A 23178-nucleotide genomic window follows, 5' to 3' on the forward strand; every position below is an offset into this window, starting at 1 on the left:
TGTACTCATTTGAAAACAAAGTTGCCCTACTACCGGAAGTTTTGAGACGATGGTGGAATCTGCTCAATGGCAATCAGTGCTTCTATAACTGATTTGACTAATGGTGCAGCTACGGTAGAACCAAAGGCATTGCCTTGGGGTTCATCCACTACTGCTAAGATGACATAGCGGGGAGATTCTACTGGCAAAATTCCCACAAAGCTGGTGATCTTGGCATCGCTGTAATAGCCCCCATTAGGACTGGCTTTCTGAGCCGTACCGGTCTTACCACCAATCCGATAACCAGGAATACGGGATGCCTTTCCAGAACCATCAGTTACTACAGTTTCCATCATTTCCACCACTGTCCGAGTAGTGTTGGGGGAAAATACTCGTCTCGGTGCAGGACGGCGTGGTTGCCAGTGGGAATTCCCTTTGGTGTCAAACAGTCCGCGAACCACATGGGGAGTCACTAGCTTACCGCCATTGGCAAGGGCACCTAGCATCTGAGTTAGCTGAATTGGGGTTAAGGAAAAGCCTTGACCAAAGGAAGCCGTAGCTGGTTCAATTGGGGAAACTTTAAATTTGTACTTACTTTTGAGCTGTCCAGCCGTCTCAGCTGGTAACTCAATTCCTACTTTTTGCTTTAAGCCTAGCTTCTCTAACCAGTCATAGTAAACCTCAGGTTTCATCTTTTTCATCATCCTCACCATGCCCACATTGCTGGAATGTTGCAGAATCTTGGTGGGATTGATCATCCCGCGAGCGCCTACTGATTTATAGTCATGGTTGAGAATCGGCCATTCGCCAATTTGAATCTTACCAGTGTCGTTGAACAAGCTTTGGGCTGTAATGATACCAGTTTCTAATGCGATCGCAACGTTTAGGGGTTTGAATGTCGAACCAGGTTCATACAAGTCTGACAACGCCCAATTTTTAAACAAACTCACATCGAATTTGGAGTACTGATTGGGGTTGTAGGTTGGCTCACAAACTAGGGCTAACAAGGAACCATTGTGTACATTCATCACTATGATACTGCCACGCTCTGCATTAAACTTCTTGATGGTTTCCTTCAGGGCAGAGCGAGCTGCTCGTTGCAGGCGACTATCGATAGTTATTTGTAGCCGCAGGTCATCAAGATGCATAAATCCTTCTGGCACATGACCTGGCATCAAGGCTCCATTGCCAGCACGGCTCAGTCGGATGTTTTTTATCTCCCGTTCTAGGAACTTTTCTTGGGTGTATTCTAGACCCGCTTGACCCAGATGATCGAAAATGTTTACATAACCCACCACATCTGATGCCAATTCATTTTGGGGATAAAAGCGGGAGTATTGTCGAATCAACTCTAAACCATCTAAGTTCAACCGAGCAATTTGGTCTGCGATCGCTTCTGGGATCGTATTGCCCAAGCGAATACCACTCTTACGTTTACCGAACAGCTCCTCCAAATCTGTTGGTGTTTTTTTGATCATCGGAGCCAGCAAAGCAGCAATTTCCTGTAAGGATTTTTTGAACAACTTCGGGTGAGCATATAAGGTATAGACAGGTTGGTCGATTGCTAAAACATTCCCCTTGCGGTCAACAATAGGACGGCGAGGTACAAAGGGCCGCATATAGACCATTTGCTGCCGCCGTGCTTTTTCCTCTAGGGACGATCCCTCTGAAACTTGCAAACGGTATAAATTTAGCAACAGCCCACTGCCGCCTGCCATCATTATTACCCATATCATTAGCAGTCTCAAACGGTTGTTTCCCAGTGACTTACCGGGCTTCATAAGGTTTTACCTGACTATCATTTTTAACAAATATACTTATCAAGATATACTTAACTGAATATACCATTACAGATTTTTACCTACCCCCATTCGCCCTATACCTAGGCAAAAAACTAGTAACCCAGGGGTGTGATTTTCTTGGGTTTTGGCTCAGGAGGTTTCGTGAAAGCGGTAAATGGCTGGCGCTGAGGACGTTCAGGAGCTCGTTTGAGAAAAATTGTATTACTTGGATTGGGAGTAACCAGCCCTGTAGCTGGATTTTCAGCCTGTTGAGCGAGTTGATCTTTGATCACTTCGGTTGTTGCTGTCATATTGCGCTCATCTCTTTGCAGCTCCTCTAGCTTACGATACTCTTGGGTCCATTGTTGCTGGCTGTAAACTGTCCAGGAATAAACGGTGACAGCAGTAGCAATTAGTGTAAATGTTACTATATCTGATCCAAGTTTTAAAAATAGTAAGGCTTTCAAAAAAATTGGTGTTTGCTGCTGCAAAACACTCACATTTTCAACCTTTGGCTTAGGGTTTTTCGGTGACATCATAGTATCTGTTGGTGGTCGTGCTATCCTAGAACGTTGGTCTTTTGAAATAGCCAATGATTGCTGAGACCGATTTCTTTGACTACGAGCAGAGCGAGGAACAGCATTCATAAAAAACTCCTTAGTTGTTGGAAACACCTATGGGAAACCGGTAACTTTTAATCAGGGCAGGAAAACAATCTAGTGGCCGAGACTTCAGAGGTCTTAGGCTGGTTAGCTAACTCAAGAAGCGCTGCTGACCAGGATTAACTTGGTAGCAGTTATTACTAGCTAAAAAGATGATGCTAGAACGCACCTATCTTAGCATCAGGTCAGATTCAGGAGGAATCGTGAGTTAGGGACAGACGAGGATTTGTGATAGCCTAGAAATTAGTAGTAAAAATCAGAAAAAAACTCCTGAGCGCACCCATAACCCTAGCTATCACCCTAAGGTTAGAGCAAAAAACCAATCCCATCAATAGAAATTCCTGTAAATCAATCACACAGCCACACTGATTAATCCAGACGCCACAGGCAGTGCTGAATCGGTTGAGCTTTAGGGCGGCAGCCCCGCGCTGTACCCGTGCTTGGTCAGCGTCTCAAAGTTACCGTAAGGATAGTGGAGCCTTTATGGTTGGTCGGTTATGCATAAAAGAGGTGCGACCCGTGGCGAATTTAATTCGCCTAGCGATGCAGCGCGGTCTTGGGGGTTCCCCCCACTCGCTATTGCATCAAGACAAGGAAAGCGCACCTTTGGTGAAAACTTTATGATTAAGGCTCCACTAACAATCAGGTTTCGTCTCTAGGAAGGATAGCCCGGTGATGGAGTGAAACGGAGTCACCAATTAGGAATCCTGGGGGATAGGGAAACGAGCTATCAAGCTTCTAATCAACTCAGAGGGGGTCATCCCTCTCTTATCGGCCTCCTGTTTTAATTGTCGTTTTTCAAATTCAGTTACTCTGACTATCAACTTTTTATCTTTCATCTTTTCGGTATTTTGGATTGTCATATGGATCCCCAAATGTTAGACTAACAATAGGTCGATAAGCAAGAGGACAAAAATGAGATATGCATATCAATACCGATTAAGACTAGCAAAGTCGCAAATTGCAAAAGTAGAGAAATGGCTGGACATGTTGCGTCATCAGTACAACTATTTGTTGGCAGACAGGTTTAATTGGTTTGAGCAGAATCGCTGTCCTATTAATTCTTGTCCCCTTGTTTGTCATTTACCAGATCTAAGAAATAACCCTGACTACTTTTCCCAGAAGAAAACTCTACCTCAGCTAAAGAAAGATAGACCTTGGTATAGTTATATTCACGCTCACGTATTACAGGATTGCGTAAAGAGAGTAGATCTGGCTTTTAAGCGGTTTCTTAAGGGAGATAGTAATGGGAAAAAGAGCGGAAGACCTCGATTTAAAAGTAAAAATAGATACAAGTCGTTTACTTTTCCTTCTCTATCCAAGAATCCTATAAATGGCAACATCTTGACTCTTCCAAAATTTGGCAAAGTCAAGATGATTTATCACCGACCTATCCCAGAAGGATTCAAAATCAAAACAGCTACCATAACCCGAAAGGCTGATGGCTACTATGTTACGTTGTCAATCCAAGATGATAGTGTTCCAGAGGTTATCCCAGTAGATAGCGTTGAAAATCCCATTGGGATAGATATGGGTCTCAAGTCTTTTCTTGTTAAGTCTGATGGTTCAGAGGTACCAATACCCCAATACTATCGAAAGGCTCAAAAACGGCTAAAGAAGATCCAAAAAGTTGTTAGTCGGTCTAAAAAAGGTAGTAACAACAGGAAAAAGGCTGTTAGCAAATTAGGCAAAGCCCATAAAAGAGTTGCTGACACTCGGAAAGACTTTCATTTTAAAACAGCAAAGGGATTACTAAACAATCATGATTTAGTAGCTCATGAAAAGTTGAACATTAAAGGTTTAGCGAAAACTAAATTAGCTAAATCTATATTAGATGCTGGTTGGGGTCAATTTCTGTCTATCTTATCAGTCAAAGCCATAAATGCTGGACTAATCACGAAGGCAGTGAATCCCAGAAATACCAGCCAAAACTGTTCCAATTGTGGAACGAAAGTCCCTAAAAAATTAAAAGACCGCATCCATTCTTGTCCTCACTGTGGGTTTACAGCGGATCGTGATGTGAATGCGGCAATAAACATATTGAATTTGGCGGTGGGGCGTCCCGTCAGCAGTAAAGCTTGCCGAGTAACCGTTCGCGTAGCGTCGGGCAAAGCCCGATAGGGATACCTGGTGTTGGCAAGAAGCCCGCGTTGTCCCGTTAGGGCAACGTCGGGAGTACGTCACATAGGATTTGATTAACGACTCAATTTAAGTAATCAATCTTGTTGGTGATGGCTAAATTGTTGAAATTGTTAGGAATTGGCCTAGAATTAACTATCGCTATACTTGTAGCTAGACCAGGTTGGTGTTTACCACCTCCGGAAGATCTACCAGAAGAGGTGTTGAGAACTGAGATTATTATTGAAGCGCGATCGCCTCTTGATGGCAAGCCAATGAATCCCGCTGAATACGCCCAACTGCAAGATGCCATAGCACAACGCTCAACCAGCCCTGGCCTTGACCCCCAGATTCGAGAATTGATTTTTCTGTTGCAACTGAGCGATTTGTTTCGGACAATCCTTCCGTTCTAACGGTGATACTCCCAGACCTGTTTACCCTGAATGTATTCAAGAATTAATCCCGAACAAATTGACCAGATCGTAGGAAACCAACATCATAACCCCTTTGAGGTGCTTGGTTCCCATAAATTTGAGCAGGATGGTAAGGTGAGTTGGGTGGTGCGGGCTTATCTACCAAATGCAGAGGCAGCATGGGTACTTCTGCCAACGGAAAGGAAGTCTTACCTGATGCAATCGGTACACCATCCTCACTTTTTTGAGGTGGAAATTGAAACACCTCGGCTGGCTAATTACCAACTGCGCATTAAAAAAGGCGGACGCGAATGGGTTAGCTATGACCCCTATCACTTCCGTTCTGCCAAACTAACCGAGTTTGATTTGCACCTATTTGCAGAAGGGAATCATCACCGCATCTACCAGAAACTGGGGGCTCATCCTACAGAAATTGATGGGGTTGAGGGAGTCTATTTTGCCGTTTGGGCACCTAATGCTCGTAATGTTTCAGTGATCGGGGATTTTAATGATTGGGATGGGCGTCAACATCAGATGCGCAAAGGGGCCACTGGTATCTGGGAACTCTTTATTCCTGAACTGGGAGTGGGAGAATCCTACAAGTACGAGATTAAAAATTCCGAAGGTCATATCTACGAGAAATCTGACCCCTATGGTTTCCAACAAGAGGTCAGACCGAAAACTGCTTCGATTGTTACCAACTTGGATGACTATCAGTGGCATGATCACCACTGGATGGAGCATCGGCGTCACACTGACCCCTTGAGGCAACCGATTTCTGTCTATGAGCTACATCTGGGCTCTTGGCTTCATGGTTCTTCAGGTGAAATTCCTCAGGGAGCAAATGGTGAAACCCTAACCGTGGTAACCGTTTCAGACCTCAAACCAGGAGCCCGTTTCCTGACTTACCGAGAACTAGCCCAAAAATTAATTCCTTATATCAAGCAATTGGGCTTCACCCATATCGAAATCTTGCCCCTGGCAGAGCATCCCTTTGATGGCTCTTGGGGCTATCAGGTTACTGGTTACTATGCCTGTACCTCGCGCTATGGTAGTCCACAAGACTTGATGTATTTAATCGACCAGTGCCACCAAAATGGGATTGGGGTAATTTTGGATTGGGTACCCGGTCATTTTCCCAAAGATGCTCATGGTTTGGCTTTCTTTGATGGTACTCATCTCTATGAATACGCGGATCCCCGTAAAGGTGAACATCAGGAGTGGGGAACCTTAGTCTTCAACTATAGCCGTAACGAAGTGCGGAATTTTCTGGTAGCTAACGCTTTGTTTTGGTTTGATAAGTACCACATTGATGGCATGCGGGTGGATGCCGTAGCATCTATGCTCTATCTGGACTATTTACGTGGGGATGGAGAATGGATACCAAACCAGTATGGGGGTCGGGAAAATCTGGAAGCGGTGGATTTCCTTAGGCAAACTCATCAGGTAATTTTTGGTTATTATCCCGGTGTTCTCTCCATTGCGGAAGAGTCAACGGATTGGCCGATGGTGTCTTGGCCAAATTATTTAGGAGGTTTGGGATTTAATCTGAAGTGGAATATGGGCTGGATGCATGATATAATAGACTATTTTAGCATGGATCCCTGGTTTCGCCAGTTCCACCAGAATAATGTTACCTTCAGCATGTGGTACAACCATGCTGAGAATTATATGCTTGCCCTATCTCATGATGAGGTGGTTCATGGCAAGAGTAATATGCTTGGGAAAATTCCCGGGGATGAGTGGCTCAAGTTTGCTAATCTCCGCTGTCTGTATGCTTATATGTTTGCTCACCCAGGTAAGAAAACTCTATTTATGAGTATGGAGTTCGGTCAGTGGAGTGAGTGGAATGTCTGGGGGGATTTGGAGTGGGATTTGTTGCAATATCAACCCCATAAAAATTTAAAGCAGTTTATTAGTGACCTGAATTATTTGTATCGTAGGGAACCGGCGCTTTATACTCAGGATTTTGACCAGGACGGGTTTGAATGGATTGATTGTAGTGACAATCGCCATAGTGTGGTGTCATTCATTCGCTATGCTCACGATTCGGAAGAGTTTATTGTCACAGTGTGCAATTTTACCCCTCAGCCCCATAGTCATTATCGGGTAGGAGTGCCAGAGATGGGATTCTACAAGGAATTGCTCAATAGTGATGCTCGCCAATACGGTGGTAGTAATATGGGGAATCTAGGGGGTAAGTGGACAGATGAATGGTTCTTCCACAATCATCACTATTCCCTAGATTTGTGTTTGCCACCCCTGGGGGTGTTGATTTTAAAGCTAGATCATCAGAAGACTCAGGCAGAGTTACAGTAGTAGGGAAGTGTGGGAAGTGTGGGAAGTGTGGGAAGTGTGGGAAGTGTGGGGAGATGGGGAGTCAGATCAGTTTTCCCGATTCCCGATTCCCGATTCCCGATTCCCGATTCCCGATTCCCGATTCCCGATTCCCGATTCCCGATTCCCCACTCCCGATTCCCGATTCCCGATTCCCGTTCCCCTCCTGGGAGGGGTTAGGGGTGGGTTCCGATTCCCGATTCCCGATTCCCGATTCCTTCAATAACAATACTTCTTACTATTATTCGGTTTAGGATGAGATCTACCCTTGCGCAGGGCTCCGAGCAAGGTGGATACGTAAACACAACGTTGAGTGGTGCTATTATTCTTGGTGATTAGGGTGATTTGTCCCAGTTGTCCGTTGGTGTTTCCTTTGTAGTTAAACTGGACTCGCCATACTCCAGCATTTGAACAGTCCCCCTTTGGTTTGGCTAGGGTAGTCTCGGATTTACCTTTCTTATTTTTGTCTTTGTAGATGGCGATGGTAGAGCTAAGGCTATGCCAATGGACTTGATCTAAAATGCATGTTTTTCCCATAGCTGGGTGAATTGACCACTCGACAATGCCATCTTTTTCTCGAAAGCTAGTTTGCCAGGTCTCTTTGTCTCGTTTGGCGTTGCTTTGGGCAATGCGCATGGCTCGGTAGATTTGGTCTTGGGCAATGTTGAGGTGCAGATGATTGATAAAGGTGAGCCAGCTGGGGGTTGCGATCGCAGCCAATAGCCCAACGACCAACACTATCAGAATAGTTTCCAGTAGAGTGAATCCAGCGATCGCGCAGCGTGCGCGTAGCGCAATCGCATCACCTCGGGATTGATCGCCCTGTTGGCTATTGAATTGCATCGACTATCACCCTGATTGAAGTTTGACCTTTTACCTTTCTAACTCACTCAGCACTATGTTGAAGAAGGACATCCCCCTTTTCTGTCAGTTTCTAGGGCACCCAAGATAGTTTTTATTTTTACACATCGCTGGGTAGCTTCAATAGGGTTATCTTTCTCCTTAGAATTGGGAACAGCGACTACGATAGCTAAGCCAAATTCCTCTGAGTCAATTTGTGCATTTTTTAGAACTCCCTGGTTATCAAAGGTAATTTTTCTCTCCTCTTTCAAAATCGATAATGTTGCCCCAGATTGGTTGTTACCAGTTAGGTTTGTTCCCACCCAAACTTGGTCTGGTTTGACCCCTAAATCACCAACTAAACTCTGCCATTGAAAGGTCTCTGGTGTGTTGTCTTCCCCATTATTATTCTTATCTTGATGAACTGCTGCTTCTGGACCTTCGTCCTCACTCATCCTAAAACTAACGCTGTAGTTGAGTTTTTTATTTTTAGCTTGTCGCTGGGCTTCTTGGATCACACTTAATACTCTCTCATTGACTTTACCCACTCGTTGTCTATTCACAAACGCCAGCCAGCTGGGAGCAGCAATTGCAGATAAAATTCCTACTAGTAAGATAACTACTATTAATTCCAGCAACGTGAAGCCAGCATCCTTATTTGGTTTATGGTTTAGCCTTTGATTATCTTCCATTTTTCTGTAATATGTAAACATATAATGCTATAGCGCTTCTGATATTTATCAAGTCAATTCAATCTTATTCCTCCGTTCCCCCCTTATTAAGGGGGGTTAGGGGGGATCTCTACTCCCGACTCCCTAAAAAAAAATACCTCACCCAATTAAAAACTGCTATATTATTTAATATTCAAGAAACCGCGCCCTTCAATTTGCATGGTTACAGTAGGGAAATAGCTAGACCTATTTGGTTTGTATTCATAGTCCTCTGGCTTAGTTTTCAGCCGAGCTAAAGCATTCCCTCTCAAAAATAATTGGGCGATTCTTTTTTCTGCATCCACACAGGCATAGAACCCACCGTTTAGGATACTTGGAACCTGTAAAGCTTCTTCTTTCTGTTGGATTTCATCATCTGAGAGATCCGGATCGTCTTGGGTAAATACAGTTTCACATTTTGGGTCTATTCCCGTTGCTTTGTTATCAATGTAATCTACCAAGATTTGAGCTTGAGTAGTGTAATTACCAGCCTCTTTTGTCCACTGATTCAATTTTTGCTTGAGCTTGCTTCCTGGCTCGTCGAGATTAAATGCTTTAAAGCCTGGGCTAGGCTCGGAATCACCTATATTGTCATTTTCACTGGCAACTTTATCATGAATTTCAAACCGACCAATTCTAGCAATATCTGACCAAGTTTCATTTGGTTCAGTGATTAAGTAATAGGCAACCAGAGCATAGACAAAGGTATCATTTCCATTGGTTAACTCCTTAATCTCTATATTTTTGCCATTGACCTTGACCTTGTCTGTTCTATCAAAATACTTCCGCTTCCAGAATACCAGCACAGGTTGACAGTTATCTATTTTACAACCTGGTGCTTCAGCAACTGGTGGGATTTGGTTTCGGATTCCAGAATTATTCGCATCTTTTTCCTTATGGTCTCTTTCAACTCCAGAATTATCGTAGATATAGACCGCTTGCTCCAAGTCTCTGGCGATGTAGTCCATAGCGGCTTGGATTTCTTGTTCTGAGGTAGCCTTGGCTTGCTCTTTACGGTCTGTATCGACGATAGTAATCATAAATCTCAATAGTGGTGCTATGATTAGCACCGCCACAATCATGGCCACCAGGAGTTCAATTAAAGTGAAGCCGCCATGGTTGAGCTTAGGCTTGTTGCTTTTAAGTTGATGGGCGAGGAAGGTTCTGAGTGAGTTAATCATGCTTGTGGTTTCTGTCAGTAGTATTTGATAGTAGTTACCTTATTAGTGACAAGATTATTTACAACCTAGGCGCTGGCAAAAATCGCTATAACTCGGTGTATCTGTGGTAATTTCTGTAGTCGTTTCAAATAGGGGGGCTTTGCGATCGCTTAATCCAGGTCCCCTAGATTTTGCCTTCTCCCCCTCCTGACCAATCTTCAAGTTCTCTTGACCTTCAAAGGCATCAGCTCGGTAAACCCGCACCCCCAGAAAGTAGGTTTTCTCAGGATTTCTGGCCTTTTCGTCTGCCGGGATGCTCCGAAATGCCTGAATGATTAAGTCTCTTGAACTGTTCTTGCTACAGCCAGCCTCTTCATCTAGGTCTACGCAGTAAAGACTCTTGTTATTCTGGCAATAGGAGTCATCATTATTTTGTTTACAATTGAAGTTTGATGGTGGAGCCCCAACCTCAGCCAAGTTCTTTCTTTCTGTTAAGATATTTTCTGCGTCCATCTTTACCGTCTGTTCGGGACGAGCAATTGCTCCACTCCGCACACCATCGATGTACGCCCTAGCCGCTTGCACTCCTATTTCCACTCGTCGCGACTGGACTCGATTGGCCACCCCTAAGACAATCATGGGTGAGATGCCAAGCATGAGAATTGTAATAATCATCATTGCCATCAAGGATTCCATGATTGTGAAACCGGCATCTGATGATTGGGAAAGGGGTTGTTGCTTCTGGGGATTGATCATGGTTTAACTATTAATTATTAAGGGAGTCGGGAGTAGATTTAGAAAGTAGAAATATGTAGGGTGGGCAGTGCTGGAGTTAGATTGATTTGCTTGTCGTAGGCTGGGGTTGGCACTGCCCACCAACATCGGAGTAGCACTGCTGGGTTAATTGCAAGTGACAGATCCCCCCTAACCCCCCTTAACAAGGGGGGAACCGGAGAAATATGTAGGGTGGGCAGTGCTGGAGTTAGATTCATTTGCTTGTCCTAGGCTGGGTTTAGCACTGCCCACCACCGATGGTAGTAGCACTGCCCACCAACATCGGAGTATGAGATCCCCCCTAACCCCCCTTAACAAGGGGGGAACCGGAGCCAGATCTAGATGTAGGGTGGGCAGTGCATCAGACCAATTCATTTCCTGACAAATCAGGGTGCTAGGCACTGCCCACCACCCTGAGATTAATCACAATCGTGCTTGATTATTCATAGTTCAACTTTCAACCTTGGCCTATTGGCCACGCTACGCGAACAACCTCCAACCTGAAAACCTTTTATTTCCCGCAATAGCGCTCGTTAACCGCTGGATCATTGCCGTTCTTGGCACACAGTAAGGTTTCCACCCATGGGTCATCTCGGGAGACTTCCCGGAAAAACTCATCGGGGTCTCCCGCTGAAGGGGTGGTAAACCTGGAGGAGAACAGGTCAGGTAACTGAGTCAGCAGAGCCACATCGAAACCATATCGACGTGTGGGTGCCATGTAATAGGGCAGTTCACCAGTAGCAGTGGCATAGGGCATGGAAGTCGCAGGGCCTCTCTGTCTAGCATTGATATCGTATCCAAATCGAGTGGGGACTGCTTGTTCACCAGCGTCCTCATTTGCATGCACGAATGGAGCTGTATCATAGGCCGCACGCTTAAACTGGATTAGGGAGCCGCTGATCCGCACCGGGATACCGTCATTGTCTCTGCAGGTTCCGCCAGCTTGCCGCCAGTTTTCTAGGAAGCGGACGAAGTTCTCTAAACTACCGTTATATTCCTCTGGCCTTGGGGGACTATCCCCTGAAGCAATCACTACATTGAAGGTTGCTCCTTCTTTATTGGCTCGCTGTGTCCAGCCATCTTCGATTTCCACACATTCCCCTCTTTCTATCGGGAGTCTGTTATCTCTTCGTCCGGGTTCTGCAGTCAGGGAGTGAACTTGTAGGACTGGCACCAACATCGGTTGCTCTGTTGTTGGGTTTACTAATGGCTTTTGGTAAAACAGCGGTCTGTCCTGACCGAAGCTTGGAGCGGTATTGGTAGGGTCATTTTGATTTCTAGCTGTTCTATACCACAGAGCATGTGGTTGTAATCGAGGTCTGTTGGTAGGGCTGAAAGCATTGTATAGGTAAGCTTGGACAGTCCCTCCACCATTTATTCCCAGAGGAATCGGAGTATTAATACCGGGAGTTAGCACCAAGTTATTGTCAGCATCCCGTTGGAAAGCAATGCGACGGGGATAGCGTCGATCGGCGGGATTTATCGCAGGTCTTGCTGTTGTGCCGGAGAAAAGTTGATCGACACTAACATTATTTCCCACAAGGTCACTAGCCCTTTGCAGTGGGTCACCTTGTCTGTTAACCACCCAGTCTTGAGGGTTACAGGCTGAAACCGGCACTTTCCGACAAATTTCCATGACATACTCTGGAAATTCCACCCGTCGCTGAATCGGAGTCACAAAATTGCTTAGGTAGGAACTGTTTAAATTTCTAAAGTTCGGATCTTGTAAAGTACTAGGTCGAGGGTTTTGCCTCCCATCTGGATTATCAATCTCACCGTCCTCGTTCACATCCCACCAGTTAGCACTAGTGACAAAATTATTGTCAAATATGCCATTAAGTTTTAGTCTGGCCGCAACAGTTATGTCAAACTCAAAAGTTTCAGGGTCGGTTTTATCACCATCACTATTCAGGTCAACGTTAATGTCTTGCTCCTTAATGGCTTCCCCATTCACACTGACAGTCTCGAATAAGGTATTATTCCCGTTCAAGTTAAAACCCTTGACAATTTGAGACTCTAGAACCGTGTCAATTGCATCACCATCGCCATTCAGGTCAGCAGCAATACCTGGCTCTGCCTCATTTACAGTGTCTATTAAGTTACCATCATTGTCCCAGTCAATCATTGGTATCCCCCTCAGGTCATAGTCTCCATCGGAGCGGAAACCAAAGTTAAAATCCTTAGACAGCAGAGTAACGCTATCAGCAATCACTACTGCTGGTCGCCACAAATCCCCTGGATTACAATCCGGCAATCGACTATCGTTTTGGCGACAAGCAAAGTTGTTATTCAGGTTATTACGACCGTAGAAATTGCCATTTGGGCCATCCTGCCATTCCTCATTTTCCAGTTTCTCCTCAAACTCTTCCACCAAAGCTCCCTGAGGGGTTTGGTGCAAATTAAAGCCAGATGTTTCACCATTTCCAATCTGGTTTTCAGCTGCTTGGATATACACTGGCACATTAGTGGCTAAAATTAACCCTTTCTCTGCTCCTGGGGGATTGGTCAAGTCAAATGAGTTACTGTTGTCTTTACGGGCTAGCACTGTCCCATTGCTTAAGATAATTCCATTGGGACGGCGAGTGGGGTCTAGCTTAAAGTCTACAGAACTTAAGCGCCTCCTTTCTTCAGGGGTAGCGTTAGGATCTTTATTACTGAGGTCTAGTAACGCATCATCACGGGTGGCGTAGATAATCCCGCTATTAGGTAGCAGATATTCTGGGCTGGGACCGTTGGGTGATTTACCACTTGTTTTTTTTGTTCTGAGCTTATCGAGATCCAACACTGTCGCCCTGATTTCCAGAGGCTGACGGTCTTCTATGGCTAGGTCATAGAGCTGGGGAGTGTTAGGATCCTCAATTTCCTGGACTTGTCTGGCATTCAGAAAGGACTGTTCGTAGATTGCTCGGTCAGGGATCGCTGCCTGACTTTGATTAGCTGTAGGGTTGTCTAAAATTTGTAGGGCGCAAATTGCGGTATCAATGGCTGAATTATCAGCTAGGGTGCGGTCATTGTCTGCTTTGTCTAAGGCTATTTTCAAGGGTTCATTGGCAAGACGCCCATTGGGAAATACTAATCGGGCTTGTCGTTCCAGTGTTGGTCTATCAAAAGTTCTACCGGGAAAGGTGTAAACGATGCCATTGTTAGACCTGCCATTTTGATTGGGCCCTACCTGCCCCAATGGATCAAGATAATAGTCAACATTATTTTGAGCCGATTGTTCATCTGTGGGGTCATAGTAGCTACTCACACAGGCAATCGGTTCTTGGTCAAAATTTTCTTCTTCTGGGTTATCTTCTTCTGGGTTTTGGGTGTAGTGATAAACGGCACTTGCCCTCATCAACAGGTCACTTTTCTGGTTAGCGTCAGTAATACCAGCAGGACCATCACCATTATTACCAGTTAAATCACCACCTACCCCACCATGCATGGGCATGGTATCTGGCCAGACCAGTATGGGGGGTTCGCTTGGATCAAATTGATCGAGTATATCATCTAGCTGTATTCTGTTATCGTTACGCTGACTTTGTGGATCCACAAACCTAATATCCCAACCAGGAGGGGGTAAATAAGACTCCAAGTCAGGGCGACCATCATTATTATTGCGAGGGAATATAGGTTCTCCTTTGGTTCTCGTCAGACCCAACTCATCATCATCCACATAAATTCCAGCACCGGTGACTACCCGCAATCCCCCATACCCTTCCAGGGCTTGAACCGGTTGCCTGGCCGCTGCTTCTTCCCAGAAACCATTGCGGTCAGTATCCCCTAAGTCAGACAAGGGAGTGACTTGGGTAGTGCGGAAGCGATTATTTTCACCCTGATCCGGAGGTATATCCCACTCAACGTTAACCCCACCTGGTGTGAGCACATCTTGTTCAGCTCTGGCACCCTGGAATTCCCCTGCTGTGTTATCCCACCATCGAGCGGGTAAGCCATGACCGATCAAAACGCGATCGCCAATGTTTAGTTCCTGACCTTCATCCTGTTGTTCGCTTGGTGCCGTTGCTGCAGGCTTGAGGTTGTTTCCGTTGATATTGAGAGTCAGGCCATTGTTACTGGTGCCATTATCTGGGTCATAGGGATATATCCACTCATCCTGGGGTCGAAGCTCGTCACGGTTTTGGCCTTCGAGAGTAGCGTTTGGAGGGTTTTGAGTCAGGTCAACTTCAGGGCCAACTTCACCATAGGGAACACGACGGGTGCGGTCTTTGAAGTATGTCTCTAGAGCTTTGTTCCGTTGTTTCTTACGCTCATTTTCATCTTTAAATTTGTCGTACTTTTCAAATACTTCCTGTGGGTCAGTACCCTCACCCTTGTTAAACTGTTTGGTTACCAGAGCATTAATTCGTGCGGTGAAGGCTTGGCTGTTATTGCCAATCTCATTGGGTGGTTCATTAACCGATGTATCATTATTTTCTAACTCGACGACTGCCGGTGCTCCCTCCCCATTGAACAGATGTATGAATCCTCCGTCTTGATCTTGCTCCTGATCTACACGACCAAAGGCCATGTTGCCCCCGACAACGATCTTGCTGTTTTCTTCCGTGTAGTAGCAAGATTCCGGGCTACTGACTTGAAAATACTGATTGTTACCATTACCGGTGAGAAAATTCCCGTTAGTAAAAACCCGGCCATTAATCTGGATGCCACTTCCAGGAGTGATTTGTAAATCATCTTCGTAGACAATGGCATTGTTGGCCAGGGGAATTCTGGCTCGGTCTTGCTGATACTCTAGAGCTGAGAATCCGGCCTCACCCTTGTAAGTCTCGGCTGAATCACCTAGATCTCCTTTATCTTTTTCATCCACAATCGGAACGGTTGCGGTGTAAACAAATATACTTTTCTTTAATTTCGACCCGGACCTAAACCACCCGGAATTATCCACTAGGCTAGCGCTAGTGCTAGCAGCTGCTTCACATCCCTTGTTGTTGTTCGACTCCCCCATCGGCGGGGTTCTCGCTTGTAGAGGGGTTCGTACTTTTTCGTCTTTTGATGGATCTGGACTTTTGAAGTAAATTCCGTAGAGGGTGTAACTATCGAATTTGCCATTATTATCCGTATCAACCGGAAACCTCCAGGCAGTATTTATATTTTCACCACCGTCTTCGAGGGTCAAACGCTTTTCATCACCAAAGTTGTATTTGGGATTGTTGAAGGCATTTTCCAAGGCTTCCTCTGATGGGGTGGAGCGGGGCAGGGTGGGGTCATCAAACAAGGCTTCCAATTTCGCTTGAGCCCTCTCAATGGCTGGAGCGGCGGCATTGAACACCGCTTGATTAACCCGATAATTACTGGCATTTTTGACCCGGTCAAAGGAGCGCAACACAATGGCAGTTACCAGCAAGGTTACCACCAAGGTCACCATAATCGCGGTAGGCAACACAAACCCGGCTGTTGCCACCCGGGAGCGACGGTGTAAAATAAATAAGCTACGCAACAGCCAACGCATCAAGGGTTTGGTGATGGCTTGAGAGAGTTTGACTACCTGTTTGAGTAGTTTTGCGATCGCATTCGCTAACTTCTTCCTGGTTGACTTCCTGGTTGACATAGGGATTTTCCTGTCACATTTCCTGAGTAGATTCCTAAAGACGAACTAGTTCAAGCACCCTAGATGATATAGCTCAAGGCAAAAGGCAATAGGCAAAAGGCAATAGGCAATAGGCAATAGTTGACTACAAGAGCTTTTGCTGCTTGTATCAATGTCAAACACCTTAATTGGTAGTCCTATATTCAAATGCTTCAACAAAGCAAAGGGTTACCTATCAACGGTTAACCCCATAGGGTTAGGTCTACCTACGAATAGATAATATTATTAAATATTTAATTATACTATCGAGATTTCCCAAAAACACAACCGAGATTTGTTAACAGTTTACCCAAGCTAGGATTTTCGTACCTCCTCTAAAGGAAGACTATTCCCGCTTACCAAAAAACCATAGACTTAACCTACCCACATTAAGCCAAAAACCCATCACCCCCAGAGAAAAAAAATGGGGAGATGGGGAGATAAGGAGATGGGGAGGTGGGGAGAGGGGGAGATGGGGAGATGGGGAGATGGGGAGGTTGGGATATGGGGAGATGGGGAGATTATGAATTATCTGGTTAATATATCATATCTGTTTCAAAATGTTCCCGATTCCCGATTCCCGATTCCCGATTCCCGATTCCCTACTCCCTACTCCCTATTCCCTAAAAACAATGAACTCAAAAATTCTTGAAATTGATAACTTAACTGTAAGTTTTGACGGCTTCAAAGCAATTAACCAGTTTAACTTTAGTATGGATACTGGGGAATTGCGAGTGATGATTGGTCCTAATGGTGCTGGGAAAACTACCTTTCTGGATGTAGTGACTGGGAAAGTACAGCCAACGGAGGGACGGGTGTTGTTTAAGGGAGAGGATTTGCGAGGCTTATCAGAACACCAAATCTCTCGCTTAGGTATTGGTCGAAAATTTCAGACACCACGAGTCTACCTAAATCTAACGGTTCGGGAAAACTTAGATTTAGCCTGCAATCGTGATAAAAATGTCTTTTCCACCCTGTTTGGACGTACATTACCGGGGGAAAAACGGACAGTAGCGGGTTTGCTGCAAACCATTGGGTTAGTGGAAAAAGCGAATTTACTGGCCGAGTTACTCTCCCATGGGGAAAAACAGCGGTTAGAGATTGGGATGTTAGTGGCTCAGGCTCCGGATTTATTACTAGTAGATGAACCGGTGGCTGGTTTAACCGATGAAGAGACAGAAAATGTAGGAGATTTGCTGTTAGCTCTAGCCAAGAGTCATTCCATTATTGTGATTGAACACGATATGGAATTCGTGCGCCAGATTGCTCGTCAAGTAACCGTGTTACATCAGGGTTCAGTGTTGTGTGAAGGCACAATGGATCAAGTCCAAAATGACCCCAGGGTGATTGAAGTGTATTTAGGACAAAAGCCATCGATTACAGCAGAGCAAATGAAAATGCTACGGATTGTGTCTGCTATGGCTTGGTCTGATGGTAATCTGGCACGAGAAGAAGTTGATGTGATGATATCTCGCTTTAGCCAAGTGTTTGCTACAGATGCAGAACAACAGCAACAATTACAACAAGAATTACAGAATTATTTAGCACTTAATGTTCCTATCGAAGAGTTGACTACTGAAATAGAAAGTATTGAAGAACGAAAACTAATCGTGAAGCTAGCTTATGAAGTGATTAAATCAAGTTCCCGTACACCTACCGAACCAAAAATTAACGATGCTGAAGCAGCGGCTTACCAAAACTTAGTGAAGCTGTTGGATCTGCCAGCAGAAGTGGTAAAAAGCTTAGAAGCAGAAGTAGGAGAAGGGTAAAGGGTAAAGGGTTATGGCATTTAAGGCAATAGGCAATAGGCAATAGGCAAGAGTTAATCCAATATATCGGGATTTTTGCGATTCCCGATTCCCAATTCCCGATTCCCGATTCCCGATTCCCAATTCCCAATTCCCGATTCCCGATTCCCGATTCCCGATTCCCGATTCCCAATTCTAAATTCTAAATTCTAAATTCTAAATTCTAAAAAACTCTTATGCTGAAAATTTCCAATTTAAATGTCTACTACGGTGAAAGCCACATTCTCAGAAATGTAGATTTGAATGTACCAGCAGGACAAATGGTTTGCCTGATTGGACGGAATGGTGTGGGCAAAACTACTCTACTCAAAACGATTATGGGATTACTGAAACCCCGCACTGGCACCATTACCTTTGCTGGTCAACCCCTGACCAAACTATCTACCGATAAACGAGCCAGATTAGGGATTGGCTATGTTCCCCAGGGGAGGGAGATTATCCCTCGGGTAACGGTGAAAGAGAATTTATTGCTGGGTTTAGAAGCACGTCGAGGGGGTAGAAAGACTGAAGACGACATCCTAGACAATATCTTTGAGCTGTTTCCAGTCTTAAAATCAATGTTGTCCCGGATGGGTGGTGACTTGAGTGGTGGACAACAGCAACAATTAGCGATCGCACGGGCATTAATGGGACGTCCTCAGTTATTAGTGTTAGACGAACCTACCGAAGGGATTCAACCGTCGATTATTTTGGAAATTGAAGCGGCTGTGCGCCGGATTATTGAAACTACTGGGATTTCTGTGCTCTTGGTGGAGCAGCATCTACATTTTGTCCGACAAGCTGACCGCTACTATGCTATGCAGAAGGGTGGAATTGTGGCATCTGGCGCGACTAGTGAACTGAGTCAGGATGTGATTCAGCAATTTTTAGCGGTTTGAATCGTTACATAGCGGTTTTTTATTTGGTGAGGTACAGAGTTTATGGTTTTAGGGAACAGGGAACAGGGAACAGGGAACAGGGAAGAGTAACCCAAACCTAACCCCTCCCAGGAGGGGAAGAGGGAACAGGAAAACAAATTTGTACCTCATTAAAGTAAAAAGAGCTATAGATATACCAATCCTAAATGAATTGTGATAATTTTTGTTCCCTTTTCCCTACTCCCTACTCCCTACTCCCTGTTCCCTGTTCCCTGTTCCCTGTTCCCTTTGGTATAGCATATAGAATATATTACAATACTACTGTATGGAATTATAAATTATGTCTAAAAATAATTATTACAATCTTAGTGTTGAGGACCAAACGATCATCATCAAGATTGATAAGACAGCAATTGATTATCAGCAACTGACCCAACTCCTAAACTATATTGAACTCAACTCAATCAGCCAGCGCAGTCAACTCACAGAAGAGGTGGCGGCTGAATTAGCTGATGAGATTGACTCTACGGTTTGGTCTAAGGTGAAATCTAAACTTGATAAGTAGTAAATTGTGATTCGACAAAACCAACCAGTTATAGTTGATACCAACATTTTGTTCTCAGCATTACTCTACAGATAAATCCCGTTTTAGTGAGTTACTAATCGACTCAAATTATGGCGTTGCTTAATAATGGAATGATTTTAAGAGTGAGGTGGAATAGGCATCTTGCTGTGGAATGGGCATCAGGCGTAGAACTGGCATCTTGTGTAGAACTGGCATCTTGTGTAGAACTGGCATCTTGTGTAGAACTGGCATCTTGTGTAGAACTGGCATCTTGTGTAGAACTGGCATCTTGTGTAGAACTGGCATCTTGTGTAGAACTGGCATCTTGCGTAGAACTGGCATCTTGCGTAGAACTGGCATCAAGCCAGTTTCAATAGATTTTCGGGCGGGCAGGATGCCCACTCTACGAATATTCATTCAAAGACTGACGCAACGCCCAAATTATAACTTTTTTATCTGTGAGCAGGTGCTGGTAGCAGGAAGTTCAGCCACGGTTCATCTCGCGCTCTAGATCGTCAAAGTCAACAGCAAAGACATCAATTTGTTCGCGGGCTAGGGCGGCCAGAAAGTCCCTACGGTTTAACCCAGCGACGGAGGCTGCTTTTTCCATGGAGATTTCCCGCTTTTGATACCAGTAGATAGCAGCAGCAAGCCGCATTTCCTGCACAAATTCTTCTGGGGGAAGGCGACGGGCGCTCAAAACGTCTTCAGGTAAGTTAATTGTGACTTCTGACATTAGTTATGTGCTAAAATGTGGTATTATTGGAAGGGTGCATCTCATTTTTGCCGTTTGACCAGATGGTGCGTTACGGGAGGGATTATCTTAACACTACAATCATGGCTCCCCCGTCCCTAACGCACCCTACGAACTTCATAAGTATAGCAGTTTTTAGTTTAATGAGGTACATAGGTTTTTTTCCCTCTTGCCTCTTGCCTGCTCCCTGCTCCCTGCTCTCTAAAAAAAATGTACCTCGCCTAATTTCAAACCACTATAATTGATAATTAAGAATTAATAAAAATGGCTGGACCAAAACATCTTGTTAAGAAAATAAGAGAAGCAAAAAAGAAGCAGCTTAAACAGTTAGATTTAAGCAGTAATTTTTTGTCTAACGATGATGTTAATTTCACTGAAATACTAACTAAAGTTTTTAATTTATCACAGTTGGAAGTATTGGATTTAAGCGGAAAACAATTAAAAACAGTCCCAGAATCCATCGGAAAGCTTACCAACTTAACCAAGCTTAATTTAAGCGGTAATCAATTAACAATAGTCCCAGAATCCATCGGAAAGCTTACCAACTTAACCGAGCTTAATTTAAGCGGTAATAAATTAACAACAGTCCCAGAATCCATCGGAAAGCTTACCAACTTAACCGAGCTTAATTTAAGTAAAAATCAATTAACAATAGTCCCAGAATCCATCGGAAAGCTTACCAACTTAACCAAGCTTAATTTAAGCTTTAATCACTTTAATCAATTAACAATAGTCCCAGAATCCATCGGAAAACTTACCAACTTAACCGAGCTTAATTTAAGTACAAATAACTTAAAAAAAATCCCAGAATCCATCAATAAGCTAATCCTTTTAACCCAGCTTGATTTAAGCTTTAATCAATTAACAATAGTCCCAGAATCCATCACCAAGCTATCTAACTTAACCCAGCTTAATTTAAGGGATAATCCCCTTAAAAATATACCAATAGAAATTGCAGAAGATGGTATTGGAGCAATCAGATCTTATTTCCGACAACTCAAAGAAGGAGAAGATTATATCTATGAAGCAAAACTCCTGATTGTTGGTGAAGGATGTGCTGGAAAAACAACACTAGCCAAAAAGATAGAAAACCCACACTATCAACTACAAAACGAAAAATCTACAGAAGGAATTGACATTATCCAATGGACATTTCCACTGGAGGACGGTCGAGACTTTCGGGTTAATATCTGGGACTTTGGGGGACAAGAAATTTATCACGCCACTCATAAATTCTTCCTGACCAAACGTTCTCTTTACACCCTAGTGGTAGATACTAGGAAAGAACACAGAAACTTATACTACTGGCTTAATATAGTAGAACTCTTAAGCGACAACAGTCCTCTCTTAATTATCAAGAATCAGATACAAAATCGTCATATAGACATAAACGAGCGCGCCTTACGGGGACAGTTTACCAATTTGAAAGAAACCCTAGCAACTAACCTAGCGACTAACCGAGGTTTAGAGGATATTCTTACCCAAATTAAATTTTATGTGAGCAACCTCCCCCACATTAAAGAAGCCGCTTTACCTAGAACATGGAAACAAGTCAGAGAAGCTTTAGAAGAAGATAGCCGTAATTACATCAGTCTGGATGAATATCTACAGATCTGCTCAAACAATGGGTTTACTTTATACAAGGATAAATTACAGTTAAGCGGGTACCTACACGATCTGGGAGTGTGTTTGCATTTTCAAGATGACCCTCTATTAAAGAAAACGGTGATTCTCAAACCGGAATGGGCTACTGATGCTGTCTATAAAGTGCTAGATAACAATGACGTTATTAGCAATCAAGGTCGCTTTAACCGCGCTGATTTAGAAAAAATTTGGTCGGAAGAAAAATATGCTAATATGCACGAGGAACTGTTAAACTTGATGAGTACTTTTCAACTTTGCTATCAAATCCCTGGGAGTAAAGATAGCTACATCGCGCCACAACTACTAACTTTAAATCAACCTGAGTATGATTGGGATGAATCTGACAATCTAATTCTCCGTTGTAAATATGAATTCATGCCCAAAGGTATTATCTCTTGGTTTATTGTGGAAATGCATGAGTTGATTTACCAGCAGCAACATGTGTGGAGAAGTGGGGTTATCTTAAACAAAGATAACACCAAAGCAGAAGTAATTGAATATTACGAAAAAGGAGAAATTCAAATTAGAGTTACTGGTCAATATAAACGAGACTTGTTGACTATTGTTACTAAGGAACTAGATAAGATCCATGCTTCTTATAACCGATTGAGGTGTAGTAAGTTAATCCCCTGTAATTGTGATACTTGTAAAAACAGTCAAAATCCTTATTTCTATGAATTTGATAAATTAAGAGAGCGGATTAGTAATAATAAGTATACGATTGAATGTGATAGTCCTCCCTATAAGACAGTTGAGGTATCAAGTTTAATTGATGATGTGATAAAACCCTCGGATATCACACCAGCTCTCCAACCACCTCCTAAGAATAAGCCTGAACCCGACCCACGACCTATAAATAAGCCCCCAGAGGAGAAATGGACTCTCTCAAATAAACTTGCTCTGATCAGCATAATAGCGGGCTTATTTGTAGGAATAGGGGGATGGCTGTTTAACGGACTTCTTAATGACAAGGTAATAGAAAAGCCTAGTCGAGATCCAGGAACACAACAAGAGCAACTAGATTAATCGTAGGGTGGGCAGTGTCTAGTAACGGACTTTTTAAGGTGATCTCTATTCAGAGTTTGACCTGGTGGTGCGTTACGGGACGTACTGTCCCAACACTTACTAAGCCTTGGGTCTTGGCGAACCCGCCCCTAACGCACCCTACTGGAGTGACCACTCTTAAAAAGTGCATTATACAGAAAAA

At 44.0% G+C, this 23178-nt stretch carries 19 protein-coding genes; 10 read left to right on the forward strand and 9 right to left on the reverse strand.

Translation table 11 applies throughout. From position 1 onward, the window contains the following. Positions 1-29 precede the first annotated feature (29 nt). From BJP37_RS29665 to BJP37_RS45235, 3 genes are all read right to left on the reverse strand, one after another. Positions 30-1760, reverse strand: a complete 1731-nt coding sequence (locus tag BJP37_RS29665) for a peptidoglycan D,D-transpeptidase FtsI family protein (protein ID WP_499884105.1) — start codon at positions 1758-1760, stop codon at positions 30-32. Between the two features lie 113 nt (positions 1761-1873). Continuing rightward, a complete protein-coding gene (locus tag BJP37_RS29670) occupies positions 1874-2407 on the reverse strand; it encodes a hypothetical protein (RefSeq protein WP_075904257.1) in 534 nt (177 codons plus the stop codon). A gap of 713 nt (positions 2408-3120) precedes the next feature. Continuing rightward, positions 3121-3285, reverse strand: coding sequence for a plasmid mobilization protein (locus BJP37_RS45235; RefSeq protein ID WP_229424105.1), 165 nt, complete (start codon positions 3283-3285; stop codon positions 3121-3123). A 52-nt stretch (positions 3286-3337) separates the two neighbouring features. On the opposite strand from BJP37_RS45235, the gene BJP37_RS29680 reads away from it, so the two are divergent. From BJP37_RS29680 to BJP37_RS35035, 4 genes are all read left to right on the forward strand, one after another. Next, positions 3338-4543 (forward strand): RNA-guided endonuclease InsQ/TnpB family protein, encoded by a 1206-nt coding sequence (locus BJP37_RS29680; RefSeq protein ID WP_075904258.1) that lies wholly within the window; start codon positions 3338-3340, stop codon positions 4541-4543. 110 nt (positions 4544-4653) lie between these two features. Beyond that, positions 4654-4953: a hypothetical protein gene (locus tag BJP37_RS29685; protein WP_075904260.1), complete on the forward strand. Its 300-nt coding sequence runs from the start codon at positions 4654-4656 to the stop codon at positions 4951-4953. A 30-nt stretch (positions 4954-4983) separates the two neighbouring features. Beyond that, positions 4984-7272, forward strand: a complete 2289-nt coding sequence (glgB, locus tag BJP37_RS29690) for a 1,4-alpha-glucan branching enzyme (protein ID WP_075904262.1) — start codon at positions 4984-4986, stop codon at positions 7270-7272. Positions 7273-7281: 9 nt separating this feature from the next. Beyond that, positions 7282-7470, forward strand: coding sequence for a hypothetical protein (locus BJP37_RS35035; RefSeq protein ID WP_143727858.1), 189 nt, complete (start codon positions 7282-7284; stop codon positions 7468-7470). Between the two features lie 39 nt (positions 7471-7509). Here the strand turns inward: BJP37_RS35035 and BJP37_RS29700 are convergent, their stop codons facing one another. The 5 genes from BJP37_RS29700 to hpsA all read right to left on the reverse strand — a co-directional run bounded on the left by BJP37_RS29700 (position 7510) and on the right by hpsA (position 16325). Next, positions 7510-8133, reverse strand: coding sequence for a pilus assembly FimT family protein (locus BJP37_RS29700; RefSeq protein WP_075904264.1), 624 nt, complete (start codon positions 8131-8133; stop codon positions 7510-7512). Positions 8134-8186: 53 nt separating this feature from the next. Then, positions 8187-8822, reverse strand: a complete 636-nt coding sequence (locus BJP37_RS29705; RefSeq protein WP_075904266.1) for a prepilin-type N-terminal cleavage/methylation domain-containing protein — start codon at positions 8820-8822, stop codon at positions 8187-8189. Between the two features lie 161 nt (positions 8823-8983). Next, positions 8984-10021: a hormogonium polysaccharide secretion pseudopilin HpsC gene (gene hpsC / locus BJP37_RS29710; RefSeq protein WP_198954226.1), complete on the reverse strand. Its 1038-nt coding sequence runs from the start codon at positions 10019-10021 to the stop codon at positions 8984-8986. 54 nt (positions 10022-10075) lie between these two features. Continuing rightward, positions 10076-10756 (reverse strand): hormogonium polysaccharide secretion pseudopilin HpsB, encoded by a 681-nt coding sequence (gene hpsB, locus BJP37_RS29715; RefSeq protein WP_075904268.1) that lies wholly within the window; start codon positions 10754-10756, stop codon positions 10076-10078. A 529-nt stretch (positions 10757-11285) separates the two neighbouring features. Next, on the reverse strand, positions 11286-16325 hold the full coding sequence (gene hpsA / locus BJP37_RS29725) for a hormogonium polysaccharide biosynthesis protein HpsA (protein WP_075904272.1): 5040 nt from the start codon (positions 16323-16325) through the stop codon (positions 11286-11288). Positions 16326-16767: 442 nt separating this feature from the next. On the opposite strand from hpsA, the gene BJP37_RS40280 reads away from it, so the two are divergent. The 5 genes from BJP37_RS40280 to BJP37_RS37765 all read left to right on the forward strand — a co-directional run bounded on the left by BJP37_RS40280 (position 16768) and on the right by BJP37_RS37765 (position 19950). After that, positions 16768-16995 (forward strand): hypothetical protein, encoded by a 228-nt coding sequence (locus tag BJP37_RS40280; RefSeq protein ID WP_075904275.1) that lies wholly within the window; start codon positions 16768-16770, stop codon positions 16993-16995. Beyond that, positions 16976-18112 carry an urea ABC transporter ATP-binding protein UrtD gene (gene urtD, locus BJP37_RS45240; protein ID WP_075904277.1) on the forward strand — a complete coding sequence of 379 codons (1137 nt, stop codon included), beginning with the start codon at positions 16976-16978 and terminating at the stop codon, positions 18110-18112. The genes BJP37_RS40280 and urtD overlap by 20 nt, the downstream gene beginning before the upstream one ends. A gap of 215 nt (positions 18113-18327) precedes the next feature. Beyond that, on the forward strand, positions 18328-19029 hold the full coding sequence (gene urtE / locus BJP37_RS29740; protein WP_075904279.1) for an urea ABC transporter ATP-binding subunit UrtE: 702 nt from the start codon (positions 18328-18330) through the stop codon (positions 19027-19029). A gap of 319 nt (positions 19030-19348) precedes the next feature. Next, positions 19349-19573: a hypothetical protein gene (locus BJP37_RS29745; RefSeq protein WP_075904281.1), complete on the forward strand. Its 225-nt coding sequence runs from the start codon at positions 19349-19351 to the stop codon at positions 19571-19573. Between the two features lie 110 nt (positions 19574-19683). Further along, positions 19684-19950, forward strand: a complete 267-nt coding sequence (locus BJP37_RS37765) for a hypothetical protein (protein WP_143727859.1) — start codon at positions 19684-19686, stop codon at positions 19948-19950. A 107-nt stretch (positions 19951-20057) separates the two neighbouring features. Here the strand turns inward: BJP37_RS37765 and BJP37_RS29755 are convergent, their stop codons facing one another. Further along, positions 20058-20309: a UPF0175 family protein gene (locus tag BJP37_RS29755; RefSeq protein WP_075904285.1), complete on the reverse strand. Its 252-nt coding sequence runs from the start codon at positions 20307-20309 to the stop codon at positions 20058-20060. Positions 20310-20591: 282 nt separating this feature from the next. Between BJP37_RS29755 and BJP37_RS29760 the strand changes: the two genes are divergently transcribed. Then, positions 20592-22997: a COR domain-containing protein gene (locus tag BJP37_RS29760; RefSeq protein WP_075904287.1), complete on the forward strand. Its 2406-nt coding sequence runs from the start codon at positions 20592-20594 to the stop codon at positions 22995-22997. The last annotated feature ends 181 nt before the right edge of the window (positions 22998-23178 follow it).

The organism is Moorena bouillonii PNG, assembly GCF_001942495.1.
GTDB lineage: Bacteria > Cyanobacteriota > Cyanobacteriia > Cyanobacteriales > Coleofasciculaceae > Moorena > Moorena bouillonii.